General features: G+C 48.3%; 24 protein-coding genes and 1 other RNA gene. 14 read left to right on the top strand and 11 right to left on the bottom strand.

The window, feature by feature from the left end; translation table 11 throughout:
• Window position 1: 1 nt before the first annotated feature.
• A complete protein-coding gene (locus ACXAGR_RS01755) occupies window positions 2-865 on the top strand; it encodes a lysostaphin resistance A-like protein (protein ID WP_474847755.1) in 864 nt (287 codons plus the stop codon).
• 217 nt (window positions 866-1,082) lie between these two features.
• Here the strand turns inward: ACXAGR_RS01755 and ACXAGR_RS01750 are convergent, their stop codons facing one another.
• The gene (locus tag ACXAGR_RS01750) at window positions 1,083-1,895 is read right to left on the bottom strand and encodes a GIY-YIG nuclease family protein (RefSeq protein ID WP_474847753.1); all 813 of its coding nucleotides are present in this window, start codon (window positions 1,893-1,895) and stop codon (window positions 1,083-1,085) included.
• Window positions 1,896-2,214: 319 nt separating this feature from the next.
• Here ACXAGR_RS01750 and ACXAGR_RS01745 point away from each other — a divergent pair, with 319 nt between their 5' ends.
• A complete protein-coding gene (locus tag ACXAGR_RS01745) occupies window positions 2,215-4,017 on the top strand; it encodes an AIPR family protein (RefSeq protein WP_474847751.1) in 1,803 nt (600 codons plus the stop codon).
• 168 nt (window positions 4,018-4,185) lie between these two features.
• On the opposite strand, the gene gcvP is transcribed toward ACXAGR_RS01745, so the two are convergent.
• The 3 genes from gcvP to gcvT all read right to left on the bottom strand — a co-directional run bounded on the left by gcvP (window position 4,186) and on the right by gcvT (window position 8,675).
• Window positions 4,186-7,083 carry an aminomethyl-transferring glycine dehydrogenase gene (gene gcvP, locus ACXAGR_RS01740; RefSeq protein ID WP_474847749.1) on the bottom strand — a complete coding sequence of 966 codons (2,898 nt, stop codon included), beginning with the start codon at window positions 7,081-7,083 and terminating at the stop codon, window positions 4,186-4,188.
• Window positions 7,084-7,173: 90 nt separating this feature from the next.
• Window positions 7,174-7,563: a glycine cleavage system protein GcvH gene (gcvH, locus tag ACXAGR_RS01735; RefSeq protein ID WP_119502131.1), complete on the bottom strand. Its 390-nt coding sequence runs from the start codon at window positions 7,561-7,563 to the stop codon at window positions 7,174-7,176.
• 32 nt (window positions 7,564-7,595) lie between these two features.
• Window positions 7,596-8,675 carry a glycine cleavage system aminomethyltransferase GcvT gene (gene gcvT, locus ACXAGR_RS01730; protein ID WP_474847747.1) on the bottom strand — a complete coding sequence of 360 codons (1,080 nt, stop codon included), beginning with the start codon at window positions 8,673-8,675 and terminating at the stop codon, window positions 7,596-7,598.
• 139 nt (window positions 8,676-8,814) lie between these two features.
• Here gcvT and ACXAGR_RS01725 point away from each other — a divergent pair, with 139 nt between their 5' ends.
• The 4 genes from ACXAGR_RS01725 (at window position 8,815) to ACXAGR_RS01710 (ending at window position 11,686) form a co-directional block, all read left to right on the top strand.
• Complete coding sequence (locus tag ACXAGR_RS01725) at window positions 8,815-9,663, top strand: LysR family transcriptional regulator (protein ID WP_303572928.1); 849 nt, start codon at window positions 8,815-8,817, stop codon at window positions 9,661-9,663.
• A gap of 108 nt (window positions 9,664-9,771) precedes the next feature.
• Window positions 9,772-9,900 carry a hypothetical protein gene (locus ACXAGR_RS01720; protein ID WP_269748645.1) on the top strand — a complete coding sequence of 43 codons (129 nt, stop codon included), beginning with the start codon at window positions 9,772-9,774 and terminating at the stop codon, window positions 9,898-9,900.
• A gap of 86 nt (window positions 9,901-9,986) precedes the next feature.
• Entirely contained in the window at window positions 9,987-11,180 is a 1,194-nt protein-coding gene (locus tag ACXAGR_RS01715; RefSeq protein ID WP_474847745.1) for a porin, read from the top strand.
• Window positions 11,181-11,389: 209 nt separating this feature from the next.
• Entirely contained in the window at window positions 11,390-11,686 is a 297-nt protein-coding gene (locus ACXAGR_RS01710) for a hypothetical protein (RefSeq protein ID WP_474842844.1), read from the top strand.
• Here ACXAGR_RS01710 and ACXAGR_RS01705 read toward each other — a convergent pair.
• The 4 genes from ACXAGR_RS01705 to ACXAGR_RS01690 are packed head-to-tail and all read right to left on the bottom strand — an operon-like array spanning window position 11,649 to window position 15,915.
• Window positions 11,649-12,821, bottom strand: coding sequence for an FAD-dependent monooxygenase (locus ACXAGR_RS01705; protein WP_474847743.1), 1,173 nt, complete (start codon window positions 12,819-12,821; stop codon window positions 11,649-11,651). The two genes, ACXAGR_RS01710 and ACXAGR_RS01705, sit on opposite strands and share 38 nt — an antisense overlap.
• Before the next feature lie 17 nt (window positions 12,822-12,838).
• Window positions 12,839-14,035, bottom strand: coding sequence for a 2-octaprenyl-6-methoxyphenyl hydroxylase (ubiH, locus tag ACXAGR_RS01700; protein ID WP_474847741.1), 1,197 nt, complete (start codon window positions 14,033-14,035; stop codon window positions 12,839-12,841).
• Between the two features lie 3 nt (window positions 14,036-14,038).
• On the bottom strand, window positions 14,039-15,346 hold the full coding sequence (gene pepP, locus ACXAGR_RS01695; protein WP_474847739.1) for a Xaa-Pro aminopeptidase: 1,308 nt from the start codon (window positions 15,344-15,346) through the stop codon (window positions 14,039-14,041).
• Window positions 15,347-15,348: 2 nt separating this feature from the next.
• On the bottom strand, window positions 15,349-15,915 hold the full coding sequence (locus ACXAGR_RS01690) for a UPF0149 family protein (RefSeq protein ID WP_119502138.1): 567 nt from the start codon (window positions 15,913-15,915) through the stop codon (window positions 15,349-15,351).
• A 329-nt stretch (window positions 15,916-16,244) separates the two neighbouring features.
• Between ACXAGR_RS01690 and ssrS the strand changes: the two genes are divergently transcribed.
• The 8 genes from ssrS (at window position 16,245) to ACXAGR_RS01650 (ending at window position 23,378) form a co-directional block, all read left to right on the top strand.
• Window positions 16,245-16,427: non-coding RNA, 6S RNA (gene ssrS / locus ACXAGR_RS01685), on the top strand.
• Window positions 16,428-16,449: 22 nt separating this feature from the next.
• Window positions 16,450-17,346: a ribokinase gene (locus ACXAGR_RS01680; RefSeq protein ID WP_474847737.1), complete on the top strand. Its 897-nt coding sequence runs from the start codon at window positions 16,450-16,452 to the stop codon at window positions 17,344-17,346.
• A gap of 18 nt (window positions 17,347-17,364) precedes the next feature.
• Window positions 17,365-18,306, top strand: a complete 942-nt coding sequence (locus ACXAGR_RS01675; protein WP_474847735.1) for a nucleoside hydrolase — start codon at window positions 17,365-17,367, stop codon at window positions 18,304-18,306.
• A 234-nt stretch (window positions 18,307-18,540) separates the two neighbouring features.
• Complete coding sequence (locus ACXAGR_RS01670) at window positions 18,541-19,161, top strand: 5-formyltetrahydrofolate cyclo-ligase (RefSeq protein ID WP_474847733.1); 621 nt, start codon at window positions 18,541-18,543, stop codon at window positions 19,159-19,161.
• Window positions 19,162-19,220: 59 nt separating this feature from the next.
• Window positions 19,221-19,880, top strand: coding sequence for a ribose-5-phosphate isomerase RpiA (rpiA, locus tag ACXAGR_RS01665; RefSeq protein ID WP_474842862.1), 660 nt, complete (start codon window positions 19,221-19,223; stop codon window positions 19,878-19,880).
• 138 nt (window positions 19,881-20,018) lie between these two features.
• Window positions 20,019-21,248, top strand: a complete 1,230-nt coding sequence (gene serA, locus ACXAGR_RS01660; RefSeq protein WP_119502144.1) for a phosphoglycerate dehydrogenase — start codon at window positions 20,019-20,021, stop codon at window positions 21,246-21,248.
• Window positions 21,249-21,457: 209 nt separating this feature from the next.
• Complete coding sequence (locus tag ACXAGR_RS01655) at window positions 21,458-22,573, top strand: hypothetical protein (RefSeq protein WP_474847731.1); 1,116 nt, start codon at window positions 21,458-21,460, stop codon at window positions 22,571-22,573.
• A gap of 1 nt (window position 22,574) precedes the next feature.
• Window positions 22,575-23,378 carry a substrate-binding periplasmic protein gene (locus tag ACXAGR_RS01650; protein WP_474847729.1) on the top strand — a complete coding sequence of 268 codons (804 nt, stop codon included), beginning with the start codon at window positions 22,575-22,577 and terminating at the stop codon, window positions 23,376-23,378.
• A gap of 76 nt (window positions 23,379-23,454) precedes the next feature.
• Here the strand turns inward: ACXAGR_RS01650 and ACXAGR_RS01645 are convergent, their stop codons facing one another.
• The 3 genes from ACXAGR_RS01645 to ACXAGR_RS01635 form a co-directional block, all read right to left on the bottom strand.
• Window positions 23,455-24,204: a DUF481 domain-containing protein gene (locus ACXAGR_RS01645; RefSeq protein WP_474847727.1), complete on the bottom strand. Its 750-nt coding sequence runs from the start codon at window positions 24,202-24,204 to the stop codon at window positions 23,455-23,457.
• Window positions 24,205-24,376: 172 nt separating this feature from the next.
• Window positions 24,377-25,198 (bottom strand): DUF481 domain-containing protein, encoded by an 822-nt coding sequence (locus ACXAGR_RS01640; protein WP_474842870.1) that lies wholly within the window; start codon window positions 25,196-25,198, stop codon window positions 24,377-24,379.
• Between the two features lie 60 nt (window positions 25,199-25,258).
• Window positions 25,259-26,083: an HDOD domain-containing protein gene (locus tag ACXAGR_RS01635; protein WP_474847725.1), complete on the bottom strand. Its 825-nt coding sequence runs from the start codon at window positions 26,081-26,083 to the stop codon at window positions 25,259-25,261.
• Between the last annotated feature and the right edge of the window lie 36 nt (window positions 26,084-26,119).

The following is a 26,119-nucleotide window of genomic DNA, read 5'->3' as shown; positions in this document are numbered from 1 at the left end:
GGTGGCAGAATACCTGGTTGTATCCGCTTTACTCATTGCCAGCGCATTTAGTGCTTCTCAATGGGTAAAGTTTGGCCTGCCTTTTTTGCTGCTGTCAGCGCTCTGCTTCGTTACCCTGTCTCCCGTATTTCTGATTTTTGTTGCTTTGTATATTTATGTCACCCGGAGCCTGAGTGCGCATCAGAGTAAACCGGTAACCCCGTGGATAACCAGACTCTTTCAACTGATGTGGTTCGTACTGAGTGCAGGACTCATCATCCATAAACTGCCCGGTTACCAGGGGCTTTTGATTGCAGAGAACATTGCCCTGAAAGCCAGCAGTTTACCCGCCAGCTTCTATTTGAATGTGGACAAAGCCTTGTTTAGCTGGTCAGCACTGTGCTTTGTTCCCCTTATTAAACGTAGCTTCCCCTCAAACACCCGGGTTAGATGGTGGATGCCGGTTCTGCTTGTGCCATGTGGTATCGGTGCCGTTGTAATAGTTGCGGTAAGTACAGGCATCGTCACCTGGCAAGTGGCAGTACCGGCATGGTTTCCGCTGCTCGCACTTTCCAACCTCATCAACACCTGTGTAGCAGAAGAGTTGTTATTCCGCGGCCTGTTGTTTAAGTTTGTAACGAATAAACTGCCCGCCAAGCTTTCATCAACCGCCCGTAATTTACTGGTACTGACCATAACCAGCGCAGTATTTGGTTTAGCCCATTTTGCAGGCGGCACCAACTACATGATTGTCGCTACGGTAGCGGGGTTACTTTACGGTGCCGTATATATTCTAACCGGTCGCATTATTTTTGCCGTACTGACACACTGTTTACTGAATATCACTCATATGCTGGTGCTGACGTATCCTATGACGGATGTATGAAGTGAAGAACAGAAAGACGCGCTTGTTACCGCTGAAGACCTTGCCTGCAAAGTGACGATTCCGTGGGGTTATGAAAATGCCAGTGGCAAATGGCAGACCATAACTCCCCTTCTCCGCCCGGGCGTTTGCTGAAAATGCATCCGGAGATTAATGCAAAGCCGCCATCAATAATCCTGAATGAAGGGGGAAAGTGTGGCGCTGTGAATATCGCCAGCACCTAGTTCGCGTTGAGACCGTGGGATCGGGAAAGCAGTATACGCTTCCAGTGACTTTCCCGTTTCAGGATGTCGTCATGACTTGCATGTGTATCAGCGATTTCCAGAATCGAATAGCGGAAAGCACTAGCAGATGTTTCCTCTTTATCTAACAACGCCTTAAGCAACACATTGCCGCCGTGGCCGGTTGCAGCGTAAGTAGCCCAGCGACTATAAATGCCACCCAGGCCTGTCGCACTGCCCACGTAAAGCTGTCCATTCTGAGTATCTGAAATCAGGTAAATACCCGCAACACTTTCCAGTGCACCGCGCCAGGTTGGAATGTTCTGGCGGATAATCATATCGAGTTCACTCTTTGAAATATCCACATTGTGATAACCGGGGAAATCCGACAGTGAAAGCTTCTCTTCTTTGAATTCCGCTATTTTCAGACGATCTGATAAAGATTCAGCGTAACGGTAACGGGCACGGTCCCGAAAAACAATATCGATGACTAATCTGCCTGCGTATTCAAGAACCCGTTCTTCCGGTTCGAGGTCGTAGAAATAGCCAACACCCTCCTCCTGATCCCGCATACCTTTCACATGATAAACGCCGGTAAATAAATACCGGTCTTCCGCCGCTAACGGGATCAAACCGATCACGTATGGCCGGTTAAAGTTTCTGCGAGTTTGATATTGCTGCCAAAGGTCAAACTCACCCGCCAGAAAAACATCCAGCGGATTCTCTGTTCCGTTGTGGGCGGCAAAGTGAATTTTTGTATCTTCGGGTGTAAGTTCAGGCATGCTGACTTTCAGGAAAGAGAATAAGTCCATTTAAAACCTCTTATGACTGCGACTTTCTTGAACTCAGATTTTTAGCTTAAAGTGCTAACGGCGTCCATTCATTTCAAACCATTCTGACATATTCAGTTAGAATCACGAAATCTGAAAAAGATACGTCATTAAAAAAATTGAAACCTTATACAGTAAATTGAAAACCACACTAACAAGCCAAATAAAAACTTTACTTTATCTAATGCTTTTAATAACTTAGGTTAGTTTGATGATTTTTATAAAAATATAGCTTCTTTGGTGGCTATTCATACCAACATTTGCTCTAAGCACCAATATTGACTTAAGAATGGAATCTAAAATGGCATTTATCAAAGAAATAAAAATTGAAGATAATGCAGTTCCTGCAGCAGCAACATCAAAAATTGTAGCTCAGCGACTCGGGAAAACTTTGAGAGAAAGATATGAAGATCATATACACAAAAGAGAGTGTGAACTAGGACAAAAAGACTATGATGTTAAAATGGCTAGTAGAGCTATAGCCGCGTTCACTATATTCAACTTGGCCTCTGTCGAAGATGATTTAGCGGGGAATAGTGTCTGCGACAGTTCAACCGACGGCGGCATTGATGGCATTTGTGTAAATCATAGCGAGAAAGTTGTTGTAATAGTGCAATCTAAATTCAATCAAACTGGAAACGGCACTTGGTCAAAAAACGACTTCCTATCTTTCAAGGACGCCTGTGAAAAACTTCAACTTGAACAATATTCGAGATTTGATGAGATTTTGCAGCGAATGTCAAATGACATCGACATCGGACTCGACTCTCAAGATTATAAATTTCTCTTTGTAATGGCTCATACTGGTAAACGAGGTGCGGCTGAAGAGATTCTAGAAGACATGCAAGCTTGGCAAGATGAGCTTAACTCTGCGGCATTAGCTCAAGAAAATACGCCACAAGATGAATTACCTTTCCAAGTTCATCTCGTTTCAGCAGAAGACTTAACAGAATGGCTTCAAGCTGGCTCACAAATCAATATAGACCTAGTTGATGTTGATATAGAGTACTATGGTCAGAAAGATTCTCCACATCTTGCATTTTACGGTCAGATAAGTGGCGACCAAATAATGGAATGGTGGCAGTCCCACGGTCCACGACTTTTCGCAAAGAATATTCGAAACTTATTAGGAAACACGGAAGTCAATGAATCTATTAAAGAAACAGCTCTTAACCGTCCAGAAATGTTTTGGTATTACAACAATGGTATAACGCTTCTAGTCTCGGACATACAGCCACACAGGCGTAATAATAACAGAGGAACTAGTAGAGGGACATTTACTTTCACTAATGCCAGCGTAATTAATGGAGCGCAAACGGTTAGTACGGTAGGCCAATTGTTCAAAACCGTGTCAGATGAAAGTGCAAATACTCTCTCAGAAATTAAAGTGCCCGCTAGATTCATTAAGGTAAGTGATATAGAAAACGCAGATGTAGCGACTGCAATAACCAAAGCTAATAACCATCAAAACAGAGTACTAGGTAGGGATTTTGCTTCACAGCACTCCGAGCAATTAAGAATTGCAAAGGAGCTCGCGGTGGAGAGTTATCAATACCAGTTGCTCCGAACAAACATCCAACCGGGAACTATCGATCCAAATATTATAGACTTAGATGAAGCTCTTGATAGTTTGGCGTGTTTAACACTTTCTTCATCCATTCTCGCGACATTAAAAGCTCAGCGAGGAAGGTTTTTTGAAAATCTGGAAGGTAGTCTCTATAAGGCAGTTTTTAATCCGAGTGTTTCAGGTATAAAAGTCGTAAATGCTGTCCTTCACTTCCGTGTTATCGAAACACTGATTACCAATAAGCTAAAAAATATTGACCGTTCGGCTAATCGTAAAAAGCACCTTATAATTACGCACGCTAATAGAGTTTTAACAGCACTTCTTATTAATAAGGTAAGCAAAATATCTTCTGCTTCGGAGCTCGTTTCACCCGATGAACACAAATTATCAAATATGCTTGATTTATTATCTGATGCGACTGAGGATTATATTGAAGAAAATCACTCTAGTGCTTACCCTGCAAGGTTTTTTGCAAATGTTGAGAAACTGAACGAAATAATTGCTTTTTTAGCGTCAAAATTACAAGTTAACCAATAAGTAAGTAGCCTAGTGTAGATAAAATAATCAGGTGCTCAAGAAATTAGTGCACGAGAACAATTTGAGGGCTTGTGAGAAAGCACTTAAACAAAAAAGGCGAACCAACCGGTTCGCCTTCCATCAATCTAAAACGTCAATCTCAAACAATCAGCGCCGAAAAGTGAAGCCTCACTCCTCAATATAGCTCTCAATACTTGGACAAGAGCAAATCAGGTTGCGGTCGCCGTATACGTCGTCGATACGATTTACGCTTGGCCAGAACTTGTTGCGGGCAACAGACTCAACCGGGTAAGCGGCGACCTGACGGTCGTAGCTGCGGGTCCAGTCGCTGTCGCAGATGTCGGCCAGTGTGTGTGGTGCATTGTGAAGCGGGTTGTCTGTGGCATCCCACTCGCCGCTTTCCACTTTGGCGATTTCGTTGCGAATGCTGACCATGGCTTCAATGAAGCGGTCCAGCTCGTATTTGGCTTCAGATTCCGTTGGCTCGATCATCAGCGTGCCGGCTACCGGGAAGCTCATGGTCGGTGCGTGGAAACCGTAGTCGTTAAGACGCTTGGCGATGTCCATTTCTGTAACACCAGACGCTTCTTTAAGCTGACGCAGGTCGATAATACATTCGTGGGCAACACGACCGTTACGGCCTTTGTACAGTACCGGGTAATGGCCTTCCAGCGCCTTCGCCACATAGTTAGCATTTAAGATGGCAACTTCAGTCGCTTTACGTAAACCTTCCGAGCCCATCATTTTGATATACATGTAGCTGATTGGCAGAATAGATGCACTGCCCCATGGCGCGGCTGATACTGCACCACAATCTTTACCTGTACCTTCAATGTTTACCACTGCGTGGTTTGGCAGGAAAGGCGCAAGGTGTGATTTCACACCAATTGGTCCCATACCGGGGCCGCCACCACCGTGAGGAATACAGAAGGTTTTGTGCAGATTCAGGTGCGATACGTCTGAGCCGATGAAGCCCGGTGACGTAACGCCTACCTGTGCGTTCATGTTCGCACCGTCCATGTAAACCTGACCGCCGTACTGGTGCACGATGTCGCAGATTTCACGGATAGTTTCTTCGTAAACACCGTGGGTAGACGGATAGGTGATCATGGCACAAGACAGGTTATCACCCACTTCTTCTGCTTTCTTACGCAAGTCAGCTAAATCAACGTTACCGTTCTTATCACACGCCACAACAACCACGTTCAGGCTGACCATTTGCGCAGACGCCGGGTTTGTACCGTGCGCTGAACTTGGGATCAGGCACACATTACGGTGACCTTCGCCACGGCTTTCGTGGTAGCGCTGAATCGCCAGCAGACCGGCATATTCACCCTGTGCACCGGAGTTAGGCTGCATAGATAATGCGTCGTAACCGGTGATGTTGATAAGCCACTCGCTCAGTTCACCAATCATTTCCTGATAACCGGAAGCCTGGTCCACAGGCGCGAACGGGTGAAGCTGACCGAACTCAGGCCAGGTGACCGGAATCATTTCGGCTGTCGCGTTCAGTTTCATGGTGCATGAACCCAATGAAATCATTGAGTGGTTCAGTGCTAAATCTTTGTTTTCCAGTGACTTGATGTAACGCAGCATCTCAGTTTCTGAGTGATACGAGTTAAATACATCATGGGTCAGGAAATCAGACGTACGTACCAGATCAGCAGGAATAGACTGGCTGCCCTGTGTGGTAACTTCAGCGTCCAGATCATCCACGGTTAAACCGTGATCGCCACCCAGCAGTACATCGAACAGGCCGGCAATATCCGCACGGGTGGTGGTTTCATCTAACGACACACCTACAGCGCCTTCAAGGTCGGCACGCAGGTTCAGTCCGCGGGCATAAGCCGCTTCAAGCACTTCTGCTTTGTTATCCACCATCACGGTTAACGTATCGAAGAAAGTGCTGTGCTTCAGCGCAACGCCTTTTTGCGTTAAGCCGGTTGCCAGAATATCGGCGAAACGGTGAATGCGGTTAGCGATGGTTTTCAGGCCTTCAGGACCATGATAAACGGCGTAGAAAGACGCCATGTTGGCCAGCAGCACCTGTGCAGTACAGATGTTAGAGTTGGCCTTTTCACGACGGATATGCTGTTCGCGGGTTTGCAGCGCCATGCGCAGCGCAGGACGGCCACGGGTGTCTTTACTTACACCGATGATACGGCCTGGTAATGAACGCTTGTAGGCATCACGGGTTGCGAAAAACGCAGCGTGAGGACCACCGTAGCCCATCGGTACACCGAAACGCTGTGCACTACCCAGTGCCACGTCAGCACCCAGCTCGCCCGGCGATTTAAGCATAACCAGGCTCATCAGATCTGCCGCTACAGCAACAATACCTTTTTTGGCTTGTACCGCCGCAATGATGTCGCTGATATCTTTTACTTCACCGGTGGTAGTCGGGTATTGCAGCAGCGCACCGAACACATCGTGCTCTGCGGCTTCTTCTGCAGGACCGCTAACGATACCGAAACCAAACATTTCAGCGCGGGTTTCTACCACGTCTTTGGTTTGCGGGTGCACATCATCAGCGATAAAGAACAGGTTCGCTTTTTTGTTTTTCGAAACACGCTTGGCCAGAGCCATGGCTTCTGCGGCCGCTGTGCCTTCGTCCAGCAATGAGGCTGAGGCCAGTTCCAGACCGGTCAAATCAATAGTGACCTGCTGGAAGTTCAGAATGGCTTCAAGACGACCCTGGGCGATTTCAGGTTGATACGGCGTGTATGCCGTGTACCAGCCCGGATTTTCCAGCACGTTACGCAGAATAACGTTCGGTACGTGGGTGTCGTAATAACCCATACCGATAAAAGAGCGGTTGATTTTGTTTTTAGAAGCCACGGCTTTCAGTGCAGCCAGTGCATCAACTTCTGTCTCGCCACCACCTACTTCAATGGGTTTATCCAGTTGAATAGCTGCCGGTACAGTTTGTGCCATCAGATCATCCAGTGAGTCAGCGCCCACAGATGCCAGCATGGCTTGAATTTCTTCTTCACCCGGGCCGACGTGGCGGCGGATAAAGGCATTTTTTTGCTCTAACTGAGCCAAAGTAAGGGATGAATTCGACATAGTTTTGTTAAGCACTTGCAATGGGTTATAAAAACAAAAGGGGCTTAAATTGCCCCTTTAAGCCTTTTTGGATGTTGGCTCTGTAACGAATTAGTCTTCGTCGATGCTGTTTTCGTAGCCTTCTGCGTCCAGCAGACCTTCTGCTTCAGCAGGATCATCCGCTTTAATCTTGAATAACCAGCCGTCTCCGTACGGGTCGCTGTTTACCAGCTCAGGAGAGTCTTCCAGCGCATCGTTAATCGCAACGATTTCGCCGCTGATTGGCGCGTATACATCAGATGCAGCTTTAACAGACTCAGCGACACATACGTCGTCGCCGGTACTTACCGCGTCGCCCACATCAGGCAAATCAACAAATACCATGTCACCCAGTAAATCCTGAGCGTGCTCAGAAATACCTACAGTGAAAACACCATCGCCTTCAGGACGAACCCACTCGTGAGTTGATGCATAACGTAAATCGGTTGGGATATTGCTCATAATAAGTTCCTGATTATTCCTTGATGTTGGGATTACAATACACTTTTACCATTGCGTACAAAGCTGGGCTTAACCACATTTACTGTAACCCACTTTTTACGCATTTCCACCTCTACAGTTTCACCTGTATTGGCAGGTACCCGGGCCAGTGCAACGGAATGCCCTAATGTTGGTGAGAAGGTGCCTGAAGTGATCACACCCTCTCCTGATTCTGAACGCACTTTTAAACCGTGACGTAACACGCCTTTCTCGGTCATTACCAGACCGACAAGTTTGTCAGTACCGGCTTCTTTTTGTGCTTCTAATGCTTTGCGGCCGACGAAATCACGGTCTGCCGGTTCCCATGTGATGGTCCAACCCATGTTGGCAGCCAGCGGAGAAACGGTTTCATCCATATCCTGACCGTACAGGTTCATACCTGCTTCTAAACGCAGCGTGTCACGTGCACCTAGACCACACGGTTTAACGCCTGCATCCAGTAAGTCCTGCCAGAACTGGCCTGCCTGCGTGGCAGGAACCATAATTTCGTAGCCTGCTTCACCGGTGTAGCCCGTGGTAGCAATGAATAAATCTTCCGCCTGAACGCCGAAGAACGGCTTCATGCCGGCCACCGCCTCTTTCTGAGCAGCGCTGAACAGCGTAGCGGCTTTTTCTTTCGCGTTCGGGCCCTGAACGGCAATCATCGCGAAGTCCGGCTTTTCAGTGATGGTGACATCAAAACCGCTGGCTTTGTCTTTCAGCCAGTTCATGTCTTTTTCGCGGGTGGCAGAGTTCACCACCAGGCGATAGTTAGTTTCATCGAAGAAATACACGATAAGATCATCAACCACACCGCCTTCTTCATTCAGCATGCCGCTGTAAAGCGCCTTACCTTTAACCTGTAACTTGGCCACGTCGTTAGCCAGCAGGTAGCGCAGATAATCTTTTGCCTGCGCGCCTGTGACATCAACAATGGTCATGTGAGACACATCGAACATACCGGCGTCTTTACGCACCGCGTGATGCTCTTCGATTTGTGAACCGTAATTAATTGGCATATCCCAGCCGAAGAAATCGACCATTTTTGCGCCAGCTTCAAGGTGCTTAGCGTGTAATGCGGTGGTATTCGTCATGCGACTTTGTCCGTTTCGATGTGATAAAAACAGCACAAAGTATAGGGTTACGGCAAAAGACCAATCAAATTGGAATTTCTTATCCTTACATTTGCAAATATAATATAAGAAACTCATATCATCAGCATTTCAAATCATTATGAAGCAGTTGTCGTTAGATAACTTACGTACTTTCGTGAGTGTTATAGAGCAAGGTGGATATGCTAAAGCAGGCGAATGGCTGGGCCGTTCCCAGCCTGCTATCAGCTTACAAATCAAAAAACTGGAAGAACAGTTAGACCGGAAATTGTTTACCAAAGTCGGTCAGCGGCACCTGCCCAGTAACGATGGCAACTGGCTTTATCCTAAAGCAAAAGAACTGCTTGAGATGAACGATGCCATTTTCCGCTCGTTAACTCCCGCTCCGTTAAGTGGCCGCCTGCGTCTTGGCATTCCTAATGAATTCGCATCAACACTGTTACCGGGTTTGATTGGTGAGTTTTCCAAGCGCTACCCTGACGTTTCTCTGGAAGTCACCTCATCGTTAAGCCGCGACTTACTCCATGCTTCAAGGCGCAGCCAGTTCGATTTAATTCTGGCTCTGGTGAATCCTGATACGGAAGCCGGCGGTGAACTGGTGCTGGAAGACGATATGGTGTGGGTGGGTGATGCGGCGAGACCGCTGGTGAGTGACCATATTTCCTTAGTGCTCGCCCCCGACGGTTGTATGTACCGCAGCCGGGTAATTGATGAATTAAAGCAGCAAACACGGGTATGGAAAATTACCTATACCAATGCTGATTTGGGCGGTCTGGTTGCCGCTATTCAGCAGGGTTTGGGGATCACCGCCCTCGCACGCTCCAGTATGCCGGAGAATTTAACTATCTTAAAAGACAGCCGCCTGCCCCGCCTGGGTAAAGTCAATATTTGCCTGTTCAATCAGGATACCCAGCATCCGGTGGTCAGCCGCACGCTGGCTGAGTTTATAAAGAGCCGGTTACAGCGTTAATTTGTTTGAGATCAGTTCCTGAGTTCAGTGGTTCCGGACTGGCAGCATGCTTAGTATGAAGTGGTTAAAACTTAACGTTATTAATCAACCATAGATAAGGATGCCACTGTGAACCACGAACATACGCCGCCAGTATCAACTACAAGGTTTCCGGCAGAAAATCTGCTCGCCGGTGTACTGCTTTTTACTCTGGGCATGGGAGCGGGTGCGGCTATTGGTATGTCATGGGTCGTTTAATATGTCAGTTTTGTGACAATCACCTTTGAATATACGACTAAAGACTATACACTCCGCTGCCATTCTTACCGGCTGCAAGGTGAAATGTGTCTTTTACTTGTTCTTCTCTTCGCTTTCTTTTCATTACATTCAGCGTTCTTTCTGCATTTAACAGCAATGCCACGTCTTTATTCTCAGACTACGAGGGTAAAGGCCTGACTTATTCTACAGCGGATAATCAGTATTCGGTGCAAATCCGTGGCAGAGCACAGTTTCGCTTTGCCAGCCCGGGCGCCGGGCAACCTAACGATATCGGCGATTTCATTGCTGAAAGTGGTAATCAATTCGATATTAACCGTGCCCGGCTAAAGGTTGGGGGCCACGCTGTTCGTGAGTGGATAAAGTACTACTGGGAGTATGATGCAGCAGATTCCCGCACATTAAACGCTACCATCGCGCTGGAAAAATATGACGGGCTAAAGGTGAAGTTTGGTCAGTGGAAAGTAGAATACTCACGTGAGCGTAGTGTGAGCAGCGGCGGACAGCAAATGATGGACCGCTCAATCATCAACCGTGTTTTTACTCTGGATCGCCAGCAGGGGATGTCGGTTTATGGTCATATTGATGAAGGCGGCGCGGCAAACTTTAATTACTGGACTGCTCTGTTAACTGGTTCCGGTCGCGGTGAATACCACAATCACGATGGCAACCCCATGTATGCCGGACGCTTCCAGTGGAACTTTCTGGGTAAGGAGACCGGATTTAAAAACAGTGATATCAAACGCACATCAGAACCTGCAGCCGCTGTTGCTGTAGCCGGCGCAAAATACCGCAGTATTTACACCCGCTTTTCCTCGTCGGGTCCGGGCGCACTGGATAATATCGATATTGGTGAAACCCCTGACCAATACGACGTAAAACAATATCTCGTGGACGGCGCATTTTTCTATCAGGGATTTAATGCTCAGGGCGAATATCACGAAAAAAAGGTTACCGACAGAATTAACGGGAACCGGCAAACAACCCTGCGTGGTTATTACGTGCAGGCCGGATACTTCTTAAATGAACAGTTCGCCTGGTGGCCTGCCCCGCTTGAAGTGGCAGCAAGATATGCCACGTACGATCCGAAAACCGGTGATGACGGCGACAGGTTTTACGAACGCACACTGGCATTTAACTGGTTTATCAACGGTCATAACAATAAAGTGACCGCGGAAGTCAGTCATATCAGCATGGAACAACAGAGTGAAGAGGTGGGAGACCGGATAACCTGGCGCTTACAATGGGATGTCAGTTTTTAGCCGCTGCCGTGGATTAGCATTACATCTTTTTAATACTCACCAATAAAAATTACTACTTTTGTCTAAATTACCTGACTACACTGAAGAGTATACTAATAAAAACTATGATTCCAAAAATAGTTGCCGGATAGTCGCCATCCGGTATGTGTAAAAGCTTTCATGTGGCAACTTGTCTTCCTGCCCCTTTACACAGTTAATCGGGAAATACCATGAAAAACGAAATTGAGGTCACTTTACGTCAAGTAAACTCTCTTTTGCTGACAGCGTTGTCAAGCTATTGTCAACGCTGTCACTACAGAGTCAGAAGTATCGAAAATGCTAACGATCTGAAGATTGTTGCAGAGCTTTATAATGAAGATGTGCTGACGATGAAACTGCTGGCTGAAGGGGAAGTAGAAATAGAGACGCAGAACTTCCGGAATGGTGAATCCCGCTTCACGCGGGAATCGTTGAATGCACTGCTGCGCGCTACCACCCCATCGCCTGAGCCAGCCACTGACGCTTGATAGCGGGAATGGCGTCAGTCATTACCAGCCCGGCCCCGCGCACAAATTTCTTCAGGGGATGGTTTCCGGCGAACAACGTTTTAAACCCGTCCATTGCAGCGACCACCGCCATTGCGTCAGCCTTTCTCGCCCGCTCGAACGCCCGTAAATTTTCAAGGGATGCAAAATCTTTATCATCCTGAATACAGGTTTTAAGGGTTTCTGCCAGCGCAAAAGCGTCACGCATCCCTAAGTTCGCTCCCTGCCCCGCCAGCGGGTGAATGGTATGTGCCGCATCACCGATAATAACCATGCCATTCTTTGCCCACTGTCTGGCATAACGCATGGTAAGCGGGAAGCTGTGTCTTTCACTTTCTACCGTTAACACGCCCAGAACACCGTCACTGGTTGCACTGAGGGCATGATTAAAGGCTTCATCACTCAACCCGGTTAAAGACGATGCCACTTCGTTGGTCTGAGACCATACTATAGACACCAGATCCGGCTCAGATAAAGGTAGCAGCGCTAACGGTCCGTCCGGGGTAAATACTTGTCTCGCGCACTGTTCGTGAGGTACGGAGGTTCTCACTGTAGCGACGATTGCCGTATGACCGTAATCCTTGAAGGTAAGAGGAAATTGGGCTTGCCGGCGCACAAAGGAATTCGCACCGTCGGCACCGACCAGTAACCGGCAGGCCAGAACCTGATCGTTCTCCAGCATCAGCATGGTTTCCCGTTGACCGCTAAGTACCTTCTGAATACGGGTTTCAATTAATTTTACGTAAGACTGCTGCGCTACCGTGTCAGCCAGCGCATTGGTCAGCAACTGGTTCTCAATAATATGACCCAGCTGCGACGCGGGTAAATCTTCCTTGGAAAAGTGAATTTTTCCGAAGCTGTCTTTATCCCAGACGGACATCGTGTGATAGGCACTTACCCGCTCTTGCGGCATGCGCTGCCATACGCCAAGGTCTGACAATGTTGAATAATTAGCCCCGTTAATTGCACTGACCCGTAACGCAGGTTCTGCCGGCATCTCACGGGAAAATGGCTGGTCGCTGATCACGGCCACAGATATCCCGCTGTCATGCAAGGCTGCTGCAAGGCTTAATCCCACCATGCCGCCACCCGCAATTGCAATATCCACTGTATCCATGCTCTTTCTCCTGAATATTATGCGCCCGGGGCAAATCCGGTGGTTTGTCTGACAAAAAATGATTTCAGCGACGGACAGTTATCCATCGCCATCAGGCCGGCATTTCTGGCTGCCAGCAACCCCCGGTTATCAGTGGAAAACAATCTGACCAGGCCATCGGTCAGCGTGATGGTTGCCTTTTTGTCCTGCTCACGGTTCAGCGCATATTGGCGCAACACATGAAAAGCACCGGGATCATCAGCATCAGCCAGTTGAGCCACCAGCGCACTGGCGTCTCGTAAGCCAAGGTTAAAACCCTGTCCGGCAATGGGGTGAAGTGTTTGCGAGGCATTACCACACACGACTGCGCGGTGCGTGGTGGTATTCACCGTACGCTGCAGTGTAAGAGGGTACGCAGTGCGCTCACCGGCATGCAGAATTGCGCCCTGCCGCCAGCCGAAATCTTTTTGCAGCGCCTGAATAAAAGTTTTATCACCGGACTGCATCAGAGTTTCCGCACGTTCAGGCGACACTGTCCAGACAACGGAAAAGCCGCAGGCATTTCGGTGTCCGGTGGCAAAGCCCGGATCATAAGGTAAAAAAGCCACCGGCCCTTCCGCGGTAAAACGCTCGTAAGCACGATGTTCGTGAGGCCTTTGCGTGATGACATTCACCACAATGGCGGTTTGCTGGTAATCCTCTGCAGTACGCTCAAACCCGAGCTCTTCATGCAGTGGCGAACGGCCACCATCTGCCAGAACAACCAGCCTGGCACGCAGAGTTTCACCGTTGCTGAGGGTAAATTCCGTGGCATCCTGAGTGCGGCTTACTGAACTCACATGCAACGGACAAAACAAACTGAATCCCGGGGTCTCAGGAGGAATTTGCAGGGCTTCACCAAGGTGCTTCAATGCTATTACTTGCCCGAAATGGCTGACGTGGAAGTCATCGGCATTGAGCTGACACAGCCCGGCGGCTCCTTTGTCTGAAACCTGAATATGCTTGATGGGCACAGCGCCGGCAGACCCTGCGTCGATATCCAGCGCGGCCAGCTCATCCACGGTGCGTTTTGCCAGTGCAATCACTCTGGCATCAAACCCGGGATGAGAACCGTCTGAGGTATAAGCGTTGGGTTCGACCAGCGCAACAGAAAAGCCGGTGTGTTTCAGCAATCCGCGGGCAATAACGTTACCTGTTGCTCCGCCTCCGATAATCACGACATCAAATTCAGACACCGGTTATGACTTCCTCATTAACGCTTCGATTTCACTGATTTCTTTCGGTACATCTGCAGTTATTACGTCAGCACCGGTGGCCGTGATCACCAGGTTATCTTCAATACGCACACCAATACCGCGATATGCTTCCGGCACATCTGCGTCCGGCGCAATATAAAGTCCGGGTTCGATAGTGATCACCATACCCGGTTGCAGCGGGCGATCTTCACCTTCCTGACGGTAGTCACCCACATCATGTACGTCTAACCCTAAATAATGCCCTATGCCGTGCATAAAGAACTGCCGGTAATGCAATCCTTCAAGGTTTTCTGCCACAGTGCCTTTCAGCAGGCCCAGTTCGACCAGACCGGCGGTAAGCACTTCAGCAGCAATTAAACCGGCTTCGTTCAGTGTCATACCGGGCCCGATCCTGTCGAGTACGGCAAGCTGAGCATCAAGTACTAACTGATAGATACTGCGCTGTGGCGCACTGAATTTTCCATTTGCCGGAAACGTCCGGGTGATGTCACCAGCATAACCCACATATTCTGCGCCGGCATCGATCAGGATCAAATCACCGTCACAAACCTGTGCGTTGTTTTCGGTGTAATGCAAAATACAGGCGTTATCACCGCTGCCCACAATGGTGCCGTAGGCAGGATGTCTGGCACCGGACATAGCAAATTCGTGATGCAGCTCTGCTTCAAGCTGATATTCGTAACAGCCGGGATGAGCAAATTTCATGGCGCGGATATGTCCCTGCGCGGAGATTTTTCCGGCAGCCTGCATCAGCGCGATTTCACAGGAAGATTTAAATAACCGCATTTCATGAATAAGCGGTGACACATCACAGAGTGCCGCCGGAGAAATATTTTCTTTCGGCGCTGCCGCCAGCTTATTATGTACTGCAAACAGGGTTTCCCGCAGCGGACTTTGAAACGGAAAATACACATTATCGTGTCCGCCAAGCCATTCTGAAAGCACATCCTCCAGTTCGCTCAGCTCAAACGCTTCATCCAGAGCAAACTCTGACAAACCGGCATCAGCGCCTAAACGCCTGCCCTGCCAGATTTCGGCTGTTTTGTCCTTCGGACGAAACGCCATTGCACGGTAAGGGTCGGAAAACTGGCTGTGGTTCGACAGCAACAACACGGTATCCGGCTCGTCAAAACCGGTTAGATACCAGAAGTCACTGTTCTGGCGGAAAGGATATTCTGTATCGCGGCTGCGTGTTATCAGCGAAGCAGCAGGGATCACTACCACGCTTTCCGGTTCACACAAGGCCAGCAAGCGGTGCTGGCGCGCAATAAATTCCTGTTTGCTTATCATGATCAGTGTACGGAAGGTTTATCTTTTTGATCGTCGAGCAGCGACTCGCCCAGTTCGTTGAAGCAAAGCAGTGCAGAAATTTTGACGTACTCCACCACTTCAAACAGCGCCCGCTCAGATTCTTCATCTTCGGTCATAGGTTCTTCCATGCGGGAGATATCGGCGAAATCCTGCAACGCTTCTTTGACGTCTTCAGAACATTGCATCAGGTTTTGCTGATACAACCCGAAGCCAAGCATAAAGCCCTGCACCCAGTTAATCAGACCCAGACCACGGTCATTAATCGGTGCTTTATCATCCGGCAACATCAGATTGAGGGAAAATTCCGCTTCAATCAGTTGCTGACATAATTCATTGAATACATCGGTAAGCACCACGGTCAGTTCCGGGGCAAACGCTGCGCCCTCATTCATGGTGTCTTTCAGTACATCCATCCACTTCCGTTCTGATACCGCCATACCGCCACACAACATACCGCACAATGTGCCCTGAATCTCAGCACCGTCTGCGATGACATCGTATTGTGACAACACATTAGTGACACGGTCGTAATCGAGTTGTTTATCCACGTATTCTTTCCATCAGTTAATTGCGGTCATGCTACCAAAAAGACTGCTTAAAACCCAGTTTAAACCAATTTCATGAACAGTGTTTGAGCAGTCAGTCTTTCTCCCCTTTTCACGTTCCTCATAATGCTTTAGGATCAACACTGTTATCGATAAAACCTGCTCAATAAAGCAACAAGCTTAACCAAATGGTCAGGCATGTAATACGTTGCTACAGCAGGCTTAGAGCCAATAAAACAGCCTTTTTTGAAAAGTTCTCAAAACTTTAAGGGTGATCTGCTTCACGAACCGTGTCGTTTGATATACTCTGTTGCGCTGTTTTTTAATTACACTGTCTTCTGGAATGTTTGCCAGTTCATTCATGTCCCTGGCCGATGCTTTAAACCAAGGAAGATGACCGCGTAGCTATTGTGCAAGCCCGGCGCGTACCGGGAAGCCTACGGCTATGAAGATTCTTCCGCCCTGAACATTTCGGTTCACGGGCGAACGATGAACAGCGGCATTTCGGAAGGCGCCCTCTTTCGACGGAAAGTAGAAATGGCAGTCATTAATTTTGGTTCGATAAATATCGATCACGTCTACCACGTAGATCATTTCGTAAAGCCGGGTGAAACACTGGCATCAACAAAATACACTCAGTTGCTTGGTGGCAAAGGCGCAAACCAGTCGATTGCACTGGCACAGGCCGGTGCTGATGTTAAGCACGTGGGCGCAATTCATCAGTCTGATGCGGCATTCAAACAAACACTAATTCGCCATGGCGTTGATTGTCAGTATGTTGCCTGTACCGAAACGGCCTCCGGCCATGCCATTATTCAGGTAACCCCTGACGGCGAGAACGCCATCGTGCTGTTCGGCGGTGCAAATCAGACAATCAATGAAGCGACAGTCAGAAAAGCCCTCAGTGACACCAGTTCAGTTGACTGGATACTTACCCAGAATGAGACCAGCAGCATTGCTGATATGTTGAAGCAGGCAAAAGAGAAGCAACTGAAAGTTGCCTTTAACCCTGCGCCGATGAGCGAATCAGTTAAGTCTTTACCGCTGGAATGTGTTGATCTGCTCATTGTAAATGAAACCGAAGCTGCAGCGATTACCGGTCAGGACAATGTTGAAGATATCGTCACCTGGTTTAAAGCTAACTGGCAACATGGCGAAGTGATTCTTACACTGGGTAAAGACGGCGTGATGATGCTGCGTAAAAGTGGCGATGTGCTCAAAGTAGACGCATTTACGGTGGATGCTGTTGATACCACCGCCGCCGGTGACTGTTTTATCGGTTATTTTTTATCGGCCTACAGCAATCACACAGACGCCAGACAAGCACTTATCCGTGGCTGTGCCGCCTCTGCCATCGCCGTTACCCGTGAAGGTGCCGCACAATCTATACCGCAGCAGAAGGAAGTAGACCGCTTCCTCGCGAAACATGTCTGATAGTTCAAAAGGACAACTATGACTCACAAAATTATTCTTGATACCGATCCGGGCATCGATGATGCAATGGCGATTTTCTTTGCTTTTCAACATCCTGAAATTGAAGTGCTGGGCCTGACTACCGTTTTCGGTAATGTACCGGTAACCATGTCTGCCAGAAATGCGCTGACCCTGTGTGAATACGCCGGTCAGGACATTCCTGTCACCCAAGGTGTGGGCATGCCCTGGGTTGGCCCTGAGTCAGGTTATGCCCATTTCGTACATGGTGATGACGGCTTCGGTAATACGTTTCCGGAAGCCTCTGAGCGGGAGCTCGATCCCCGCAGTTCAGCGCAGTACATCGTAGATATGGCCCGCAAATATCCTGGTGAAATCACCCTGGTTGCTATTGGCCCGCTAGGCAACCTGGCGCTGGCATTACGTCTTGAGCCGGAATTGCCGAAGTTGATTAAAGGTGTCGCAATTATGGGCGGCGCGGCATTTGTACCCGGTAACGTAACGCCGGTGGCTGAAGCCAATATCTGGAACGACGCCCACGCCGCAGCCATTGTATTCGCTGCCGACTGGCCTGTTACCATGTTTGGCCTTGATGTTACGCTGAAAGCGCCTTTCGCACCGTCTTTCCTGGATACTCTGGAAACAGGTAATGAAAAACTGGGCGGCTTCGTTAAGCGTGCATCACAGTTTTATATCGACTTTTACTCGCAAAACCGGGAAGAGCGTGTGTGTTTCTTCCATGATGCGTATCCGCTGGCCTGGCTGGTCAACCCTGAACTGTTTACCATTACCCGTGGCCACGCCCGCGTAGGCACCGGTGAACTGGACAGAGGACAAACGGTCGTTGCTCCGGCAGGCTCAACACCAAGCCCGTTATGGACTGAAGCGAAAATGATTGATGTCGCAACCGATGTTAATCACGAAAAACTGGAACAATTGTTCATCGACACCTACGCTTTATAAAGTCCGGAGGAGTACTTCCCTGCTAAAAGCGCCTCCGGGCGCTTTTTTTATGACTTAAGGACAGCCCCGGGGGAATCATGATTCAACCGCCATTACCGGAAGAAGCAGGAAGTCGTTCCGGGTAAGAGACCTGTTGCTCCGTTTATCAAAGACAAACCGGCATTGATGCCGCCCTCACACTGCCTCTGAATAATGATACACTTTACGACACCTTAAGTTTCTTCTTATTACCCGATGGAAAAAATCAGTAGCGCAGGATTAACACGTCAGGAGTTACGCAAAGTACTGCGGTTACGCCGCAACAACCTGTCTGAAGAGACGCAGGCTCAGGCTGCTGTGCGCCTGAGCCGTGTCTTGACGGCACTGCCGGAATGGCAACACGCCACACATGTTGCGGCATATCTGGCAAACGACGGAGAAGTCAGCCTTTCGGACACCATTACCACCGCCGCAGCCCAGAATAAAACCGTCAGCCTGCCGGTACTGCACCCGTTTAACCGTCAGCATCTGCTATTTTTGCACTATCATGACAACACCGTACTGGTGAGTAACCGCTTCAATATTGCTGAGCCTCAGTTACGCTGCCCTGATGTCATACCTTTTTCCCGTCATGATTTAATCCTGATGCCGCTCACCGGTTTCGACGAAAAAGGAAACCGGCTGGGCATGGGTGGCGGATTTTACGATCGTACGCTGGCTCCTTATCGCAACGCAGCTTCCCGTCCCCAGCTTGCCGGTATCGCGCATGATTGCCAGCAGGTTGATGCACTGCCGGTTGAACCCTGGGATTTCCCCCTGGATCTCATCATCACACCTTCCGGCGTAATACGGCCGGATAAGACTAATTGCCCTTAATTTCGTCTCCCATTCCTGCAGTTTTCAGTTAAACTTCTGCAAAACTTTGGAGAACCCCTATGGATCAGAACGCGAAGAAGAAAGCTGTAGCCGAAGCAGCCATAAAATATGTAGAGCCGGACACCATTGTTGGTGTGGGCACAGGCTCAACGGTTAATTTTTTTATTGATGCGCTGGCAGAAATTAAACACAAGATTGTTGGTGCAGTATCCAGCTCTGACGCATCAACAGAAAAACTTAAAGCCCACGGCATTGAAGTATTTTCGCTGAATGAAGTAGACAGCCTTTCTGTGTATGTTGACGGCGCTGACGAAGTGACAGAACACAAGCACATGATCAAAGGCGGCGGCGCAGCCCTGACGCGTGAAAAAATCGTCGCAGCGGTAGCGAAAACCTTCGTGTGTATTGTAGACGACACCAAACAGGTACCGGTACTGGGCAAATTTCCGCTTCCTGTTGAAGTCATTCCCATGGCGCGCTCTTACGTAGCCAGAGAGCTGGTAAAACTGGGAGGCGATCCGGTTTACCGTGAAGGCGTGGTGACTGACAATGGCAACGTGATACTGGATGTTCACAACCTGAACATAATCAATCCCCGGGAAATGGAAGATGCTATTAACAGTCTGGCCGGCGTAGTCACTAACGGTATTTTTGCTAACCGTGGCGCAGATATTGTGCTGGTAGCAACCGGTTCGGGCGTAATTACGGTCAGCGACTAAACTTAACCACCCTATCAGCAAGCCGGATATAAGGCTTGCTGAATGAAATAGCGCTTTTAACCAACAACGATATCTGTTATTTTGCCCATATAGACGTCCAGATGTCTTTTTGCAACCAACTATTCGAGATGTGAGGCAATGAGTAAAGTATCCCTACCCAAGGACAAGATCCGTATATTGCTACTGGAAGGCGTTCACCAAAGTGCCGTTGAAACCTTAAACAGTAACGGTTACACCAATGTTGAGTATCTGAAGACCTCCCTGTCAGAAGAAGATCTCATCGAAAAAGTGAAAGATGTTCACTTTATCGGAATCCGTTCACGAACTCAGATCACTGAGGCCGTGGTTCAGGCCGCTGAAAAGCTGGTTGCTGTAGGTTGCTTCTGTATCGGTACCAATCAGGTAGATTTAAAAGCCACTCAGTTTAAAGGCATTCCTGTATTCAATGCACCATTTTCTAACACCCGTTCTGTAGCAGAACTGGTGCTGGGCCAGTTAATTCTTCTTCTTCGCGGCGTACCGTCAAAGAATGCCAAAGCCCATCGCGGTGAGTGGGAAAAGAGTGCTGTCGGCTCGTACGAAGCCCGTGGTAAAACGCTGGGTATTATTGGTTACGGCCACATTGGTACACAGCTGAGCATTCTTGCTGAGCACCTGGGTATGCGCGTTCAGTTCTACGACATTGAAGACAAGCTGGTACTGGGTAACTCTGTGCAGGTGAAATCACTGGATACCCTTCTGGCGACATCTGACGTTGTTTCTCTGCATGTTCCTGAAACCCTGTCTACTAAAGACATGATTGGCAAAGCAGAACTGTCGAAAATGAAAAAAGGCGCCATTCTTATCAATGCGTCCCGTGGTACCGTTGTTGATATTGATGCACTGGTTGAAGCCATGGAAAGCGAACACCTTGCCGGTGCCGCTATCGATGTATTCCCGGTTGAGCCGAAATCGAATACTGAAGAATTCGAATCGCCGCTGCGTCAGTTTGATAACGTGATCCTTACCCCACACGTGGGAGGCAGCACACAGGAAGCGCAGGAAAATATCGGTATTGAAGTAGCCGGTAAACTGGCGAAATACTCAGACAACGGTTCAACTCTGTCTGCTGTGAACTTCCCTGAAGTATCCTTACCGGATCACCCCGGCCGTTCACGCTTACTGCACATCCACGAAAACCGTCCGGGTGTTCTGAACCAGATTAACCAGACATTCGCAGAAAAAGGTATCAACATTGAAGCTCAGTACCTGCAAACCGTTGCTGATATCGGTTACGTAGTTGTTGATGTGGAAGCAAACAAGGCCGATGAAGGTCTGGCCCAGCTTCAAAACATTAAAGGCACAATTAAAACCCGTCTTCTGCACTGATCCCTTAAAAAGGATTATGTTCAAAATCAAATCCGGTGTCTCTGTACACCGGATTTTTTTATCTCTTCTGATCACGCCTTCCTCAGTTAAATCCTGCTCTGTTTGATCTCAGCATTGTGCTGCCGTGTATCTTTTCTGTGACACAAAAATTTAACACCTGCTACGTTGAGCCATGATGGCGCACGTATTCAACCTCAGGGCTTTTAAGCATGATGAGAAGAAACGCACTGTGCATGACGTTAGGGATAACCGCCTTGTGTGGTCCCGTCACTGCAGAAGAAGATAACTTTAACCTTGGCGGTCATGTGAGAGTCAATTACGGTCACCGTGACTGGCAGGCACCGGCAATACGGGACGGACTGGAATTTGAATCAATCAAACTCACCGTCGATGGAAAATTCGATGATTTTTCCTATAAAGCTGACTACCGGTGGTATGAAAATACTGATTTCGATACGGTCCGCTATGCCGATCTGACCTGGCACTACAACGAATACCTCGATGTCACCGGCGGTATCACTAAAGTCCCCTTCGGCCTGTTACCTTTCGCTTCAAACAGCTTCTGGTTCTCCGCCAATTACTATATTGGTTTTGAAGATGATTATGATGCAGGAGTTGTTGCCCGCTATGAACGGGGTCCGTTTACGGTTCACGCCGGCTATTTTCTGAATGATGAATACAATAATGCCGCCCGCTTTGGCCGCTATTCCTTTGACGTCGCTGATGACGGCGAATACCGTAATCAGGAAGATGGCCAGTACAACTTGCGGGTAAACTACGAAGCCAGACTGCTTCCCCGCTCCACCACCGACATCGGCGTATCATTTCAGCAGGGTGACATATTTAATTTTGATACACAGGATAGCGGAGACATGACCGCTTATGCTGTACACCTGCGCCATAACCAGAAACCCTGGAAAGTAGAGCTGCAATATCTGGATTACCGCTATGACCTGGCTGCCCCGGAAGGACAACTTCAGGACCGGCTGGCCCTGTCTTCGTTTGAAGCACCATTCCTGATGGCCAGCGAAGGTCAGTCGTATATGGCTAACCTGGCTTACAGCTTACCTTTCACTGTCGCTTCTTTAGAGGATATTACCTGCTACAGTGAATATTCCCGCGTGGAAGGAGACTCTGAAGCCGGCAGCGACAGTACCCAGTGGGTAAACGGATGCAGCTTCGGCTGGTCTAAATTATTCGTATATGTCGACAGTATTCAGGGCAAAAACATGTGGTTTTCCGGCGGGTCCGGCATGGGGTTAAACTTCAACGATGATCCGCAATCCACACACCGCCTGAACATCAGCCTGGGAGTATATTTCTGATATGTTATTACTACGACTCATTAAAACAGCGCTGCTGACCGCCGCGTTGTTACCCGCCGCAGCTATGGCTCACGCCTGGATGACGGTGAAAATTGCCACCACAGAATACGCACCGTATACCTCTGAAGAGATGGAACACAACGGCTACATGAATCACATCATCAGCGAAGTGTTTCTGGAGACCGGTGTACGGGCTGAGTTTATTTACGTTTCCTGGGAAGACGCACTGGAAGGTGCAGAGAATGGCGAATATGACGCCATTTCATACGGCAACTATGTGCGGGATCGGGAAAAGACCTTCTGGCACAGCGAGCCAGTCACATCAGAAAACCTGGTTTTCTACGTCAACAATGAATCCGGTCCCGATATGTGGTCAGGTCTGAATGATTTGAACGGCTACACCATGGGGGTTACGAAAGACTATCTTTATAACAATGAGCTGTCCCGATACATTAAAGAAGGCAAAAACATCAGCACGGCAGACACTGACGATGAAAACTTCAACCAGTTGATCGACGGCGACACAGATATTTTCCCTATCGATGAATTAACCGGCTGGTATCTTCTGCAACGTGATTTCAGCGAAGCAGAACGGGATGAAATTCACCAGATAAGCCCGCTGGTTTCTACTGTCACCACTCACCTGCTGATACCTAAAAACAAAGAAAAGCGATTGGTGCTGGAGCTGTTTAACAGAGGCCTGAATAACCTGAAAGAAAAAGGTGAACTGGACCGTTTCAAACGCCTGCTCAGAGAAGGGTACTATCAGACTCCGGAGAAGCCGGTGAACTTTGACAGAAGATAATCTGAAGGTATTGAGTAACTCCCACAAAAAAGCCCTGTAAATCAGGGCTTTTATATTCATTCACAACGGATAAGGCTTAGAAGAAGCTGTATACCAGTGTTACCGCTGTGGCAGTATCAAGCTTTTCAACGCCTTCGTTTACACGGGAGTTGTGGTCCAGTTTAACTGACAGCTTCATCGACAGGTTGCCGCTGATGGTGGCGGTCAGTGCAGACTCTGCACGTGACTTGGTGTTTTCATCACCCACTTCCGTACTCACTGTCTGAGAAAATTTCGCTGTATCAGAAATCAGCCATTCGAATGCACCGGAAGCACGAACGATAAAACTGTTTTGCTCAACGTCTTCTTGCGTTTCTGCCCAGGAGTAACCAGGACCGATTGAATACTCTAAAGACGTTGTGTCGTTTTGCCAAACCTTCTGGTTCCAACCGGCAGCGACAGTAGACTGGTAGTTATAGCTGCTGAAACGGTCATCTTCGTATGAGGCGAATCCGAATAAGCGGTAATCAGGATTTTCCAGCTTGTAGTTACCCTGACCTGAAGCAAAGAATTTCTGTGCAGAAGTACGTTCTACGTCTTCGCCAGTGTCGTCGTCAGTTACCGTTTCTTTCTTGTACAGACCTTCAACTGTGTAGTCGTTACTCCACTTTTCCAGTTCCTGATGGCCTTCTAAAGACGCGTTAATAGACGTGGTTTCCGTGTTACCGGAGGTAAAGATGAAACCTAATCCACCTTCCAGAGTAAACGGTTTAGCATCATCTTGTGCCATTGCAGAAGTGGTACCCATTGCGCTGAGCACAGCGACAGCTAAAAGTTGCTTTTTCATTTGCATTCCTAAAATATGTGTTTCCATGATACCGGTATTGAACAGACTCCGTTCAGGCCGGCAAAGCGTATATCATCCATGATAGTGATTGTTCCCCATCCAAAAGCCCGGTAGCCATCCTGATGGCCCGGCCAGATGCGCGCTGTCTTCAGCGTCGTCGCTTTATTATTCTTCAGAAAAAACGGTAAACCACAGAGACTGTGGTTTCCGTATTTACACTTTTTACATCTTCGAGAGGTTCGGTTTCATAAGCCAGATTGAATGCAAGTTTCATGGCTAGCGAATCAAATAAATTGGCTGATAAAGCGGTGACTGATTTGGTTTTAATATTATCAGCTCCGATCTCTGCACTCATAAACTGACGAAGCTGTGCCCCCGTGTTCCACTGATACTGATACTCACCTGACGCTCTTGCAATCAGGCCATTATTCACATTGGTTTCAGTACCCTCTTCCACCCCGACGAAAGCATAACCCGGGCCTACGCTGTAACGAAATGAACTTTCATCCTCGTTCCACAATCGCTGAGACCAGCCTGCTGCTAGTGAGGACCGGTACTTATAACCGTTAAACCGGTCATTCTCATAGTCAGCGTACATGAAAGTACGTTGTCCGGGCGTCATAAGTTTATAATCAAATTGCGCATAACCAAAAAAACGCTGAGCGGTAACTTCACTGGTGGTTTCACCGTCATCGTTTTCTGTTTTGCTTTGCTTGTACAGCATTTCTGCGAAGTAGTTATTATTCCATTTCGCAGTTTCATGTTCAGAATGTAAGGCCGCTTTCAGGGAATTAGCATTGGTATTCCCTGACGCAGACAACAGACCAACTTCTCCGTCCAGGGTAAAGCGGGGCTGCCCGCCATCACCCACTTCGTCGAAGTCGGAATGATATAAAGTTTGTATAAGATTCCGGTCGGCGGCCATGGCGCCGGTGATGCTGCCGGAAAATAAGACAACAACGACCAGTAATCTCGCAGTAAACGGATTTAACATGGGTTTTAATATTTTTTATTTAGCGCACTGTTATGAACCGTCCGTGGCGACCTTGTTTTTCTACAGGATTAGCGCAGATACTTTTTCAGCCTCAGCATTTGTCCAGGCTATCGCGTTATCCATCGTTTCTCCTTCAACCAACAACGTATTGGCCATTTCCGGCGTGAAAAGTTCAATACCGCCGTACTCCGGTTTCATGATTTCCCGAATTGTAACCCGCATTGAACACGCCAACAAACCTATATCCGCCTCTTCAGCGTGTTTCCTTGTATTGTGAACATATTTTACCGGGAAAAACAGAGGAAGGGGCAAGCGCCATTGCTCCATAATTTCCCCGGAACAGGCTGCAAAGGTAAACCCGAAGTGCTTCTCCTGCTTTTCCCATGGTAAGTCACCGGACTTATCTTCAAGATACGCCAGATAAAGTTCAGGGTCTTCTTTGGCCACCACCAGTTCGCTGAAATGGCAGAGAATGCCCATCACGAAGAACCGTTCACTGCCGCGGATATTTGACTGTTTGGCCAGCGTTTTGGCCAGTAACCCGTTATACACTGACTTATACCAGTGCTTGTCCAGCCGGATATGAGCACTGTTGAAGTGCTTGAATGCTGTATTCGCTGTTTCTGCTACCACAAGGTTGTACAGCGCCTCGCCCCCGATAACACTGACCGCTTTGGCGATGGAATCAATCTGGGAAGGAAAGCGGAATAAAGCGCTGTTAGCCAGACGGAGAATTTTTACCGTCAGCGACGGATCAACGGCAATGAGCTTCGCCACATCATCCATGTCGCTGCGGTGATCATCCAGTACTTCCCGGATTTTCAGACAAATATTCGGGAACGTAAAAGACTGTGTGGCGTAACTGACGTACTTTTCCATCGACATGAGTAAACCTTGTTTATTTCTTGATTTTAAGTATAG

Source organism: Alteromonas sp. ABH4_457, from assembly GCF_056160625.1.
The sequence above is the reverse complement of the archived record's forward strand: the minus strand, read 5'-3'. Positions and strand labels throughout refer to the sequence as shown.

Coding starts and splice junctions, on each gene's coding strand:
- ACXAGR_RS01750 (WP_474847753.1), bottom strand. CDS start 1,895: ATGGACTTATTCTCTTTCCTGAAAGTCAGCATGCCTGAACTTACACCC.
- ACXAGR_RS01745 (WP_474847751.1), top strand. CDS start 2,215: ATGGCATTTATCAAAGAAATAAAAATTGAAGATAATGCAGTTCCTGCA.
- gcvP (WP_474847749.1), bottom strand. CDS start 7,083: ATGTCGAATTCATCCCTTACTTTGGCTCAGTTAGAGCAAAAAAATGCC.
- gcvH (WP_119502131.1), bottom strand. CDS start 7,563: ATGAGCAATATCCCAACCGATTTACGTTATGCATCAACTCACGAGTGG.
- gcvT (WP_474847747.1), bottom strand. CDS start 8,675: ATGACGAATACCACCGCATTACACGCTAAGCACCTTGAAGCTGGCGCA.
- ACXAGR_RS01725 (WP_303572928.1), top strand. CDS start 8,815: ATGAAGCAGTTGTCGTTAGATAACTTACGTACTTTCGTGAGTGTTATA.
- ACXAGR_RS01710 (WP_474842844.1), top strand. CDS start 11,390: ATGAAAAACGAAATTGAGGTCACTTTACGTCAAGTAAACTCTCTTTTG.
- ACXAGR_RS01705 (WP_474847743.1), bottom strand. CDS start 12,821: ATGGATACAGTGGATATTGCAATTGCGGGTGGCGGCATGGTGGGATTA.
- pepP (WP_474847739.1), bottom strand. CDS start 15,346: ATGATAAGCAAACAGGAATTTATTGCGCGCCAGCACCGCTTGCTGGCC.
- ACXAGR_RS01680 (WP_474847737.1), top strand. CDS start 16,450: ATGGCAGTCATTAATTTTGGTTCGATAAATATCGATCACGTCTACCAC.
- ACXAGR_RS01675 (WP_474847735.1), top strand. CDS start 17,365: ATGACTCACAAAATTATTCTTGATACCGATCCGGGCATCGATGATGCA.
- ACXAGR_RS01670 (WP_474847733.1), top strand. CDS start 18,541: ATGGAAAAAATCAGTAGCGCAGGATTAACACGTCAGGAGTTACGCAAA.
- rpiA (WP_474842862.1), top strand. CDS start 19,221: ATGGATCAGAACGCGAAGAAGAAAGCTGTAGCCGAAGCAGCCATAAAA.
- serA (WP_119502144.1), top strand. CDS start 20,019: ATGAGTAAAGTATCCCTACCCAAGGACAAGATCCGTATATTGCTACTG.
- ACXAGR_RS01655 (WP_474847731.1), top strand. CDS start 21,458: ATGATGAGAAGAAACGCACTGTGCATGACGTTAGGGATAACCGCCTTG.
- ACXAGR_RS01650 (WP_474847729.1), top strand. CDS start 22,575: ATGTTATTACTACGACTCATTAAAACAGCGCTGCTGACCGCCGCGTTG.
- ACXAGR_RS01645 (WP_474847727.1), bottom strand. CDS start 24,204: ATGAAAAAGCAACTTTTAGCTGTCGCTGTGCTCAGCGCAATGGGTACC.
- ACXAGR_RS01640 (WP_474842870.1), bottom strand. CDS start 25,198: ATGTTAAATCCGTTTACTGCGAGATTACTGGTCGTTGTTGTCTTATTT.
- ACXAGR_RS01635 (WP_474847725.1), bottom strand. CDS start 26,083: ATGTCGATGGAAAAGTACGTCAGTTACGCCACACAGTCTTTTACGTTC.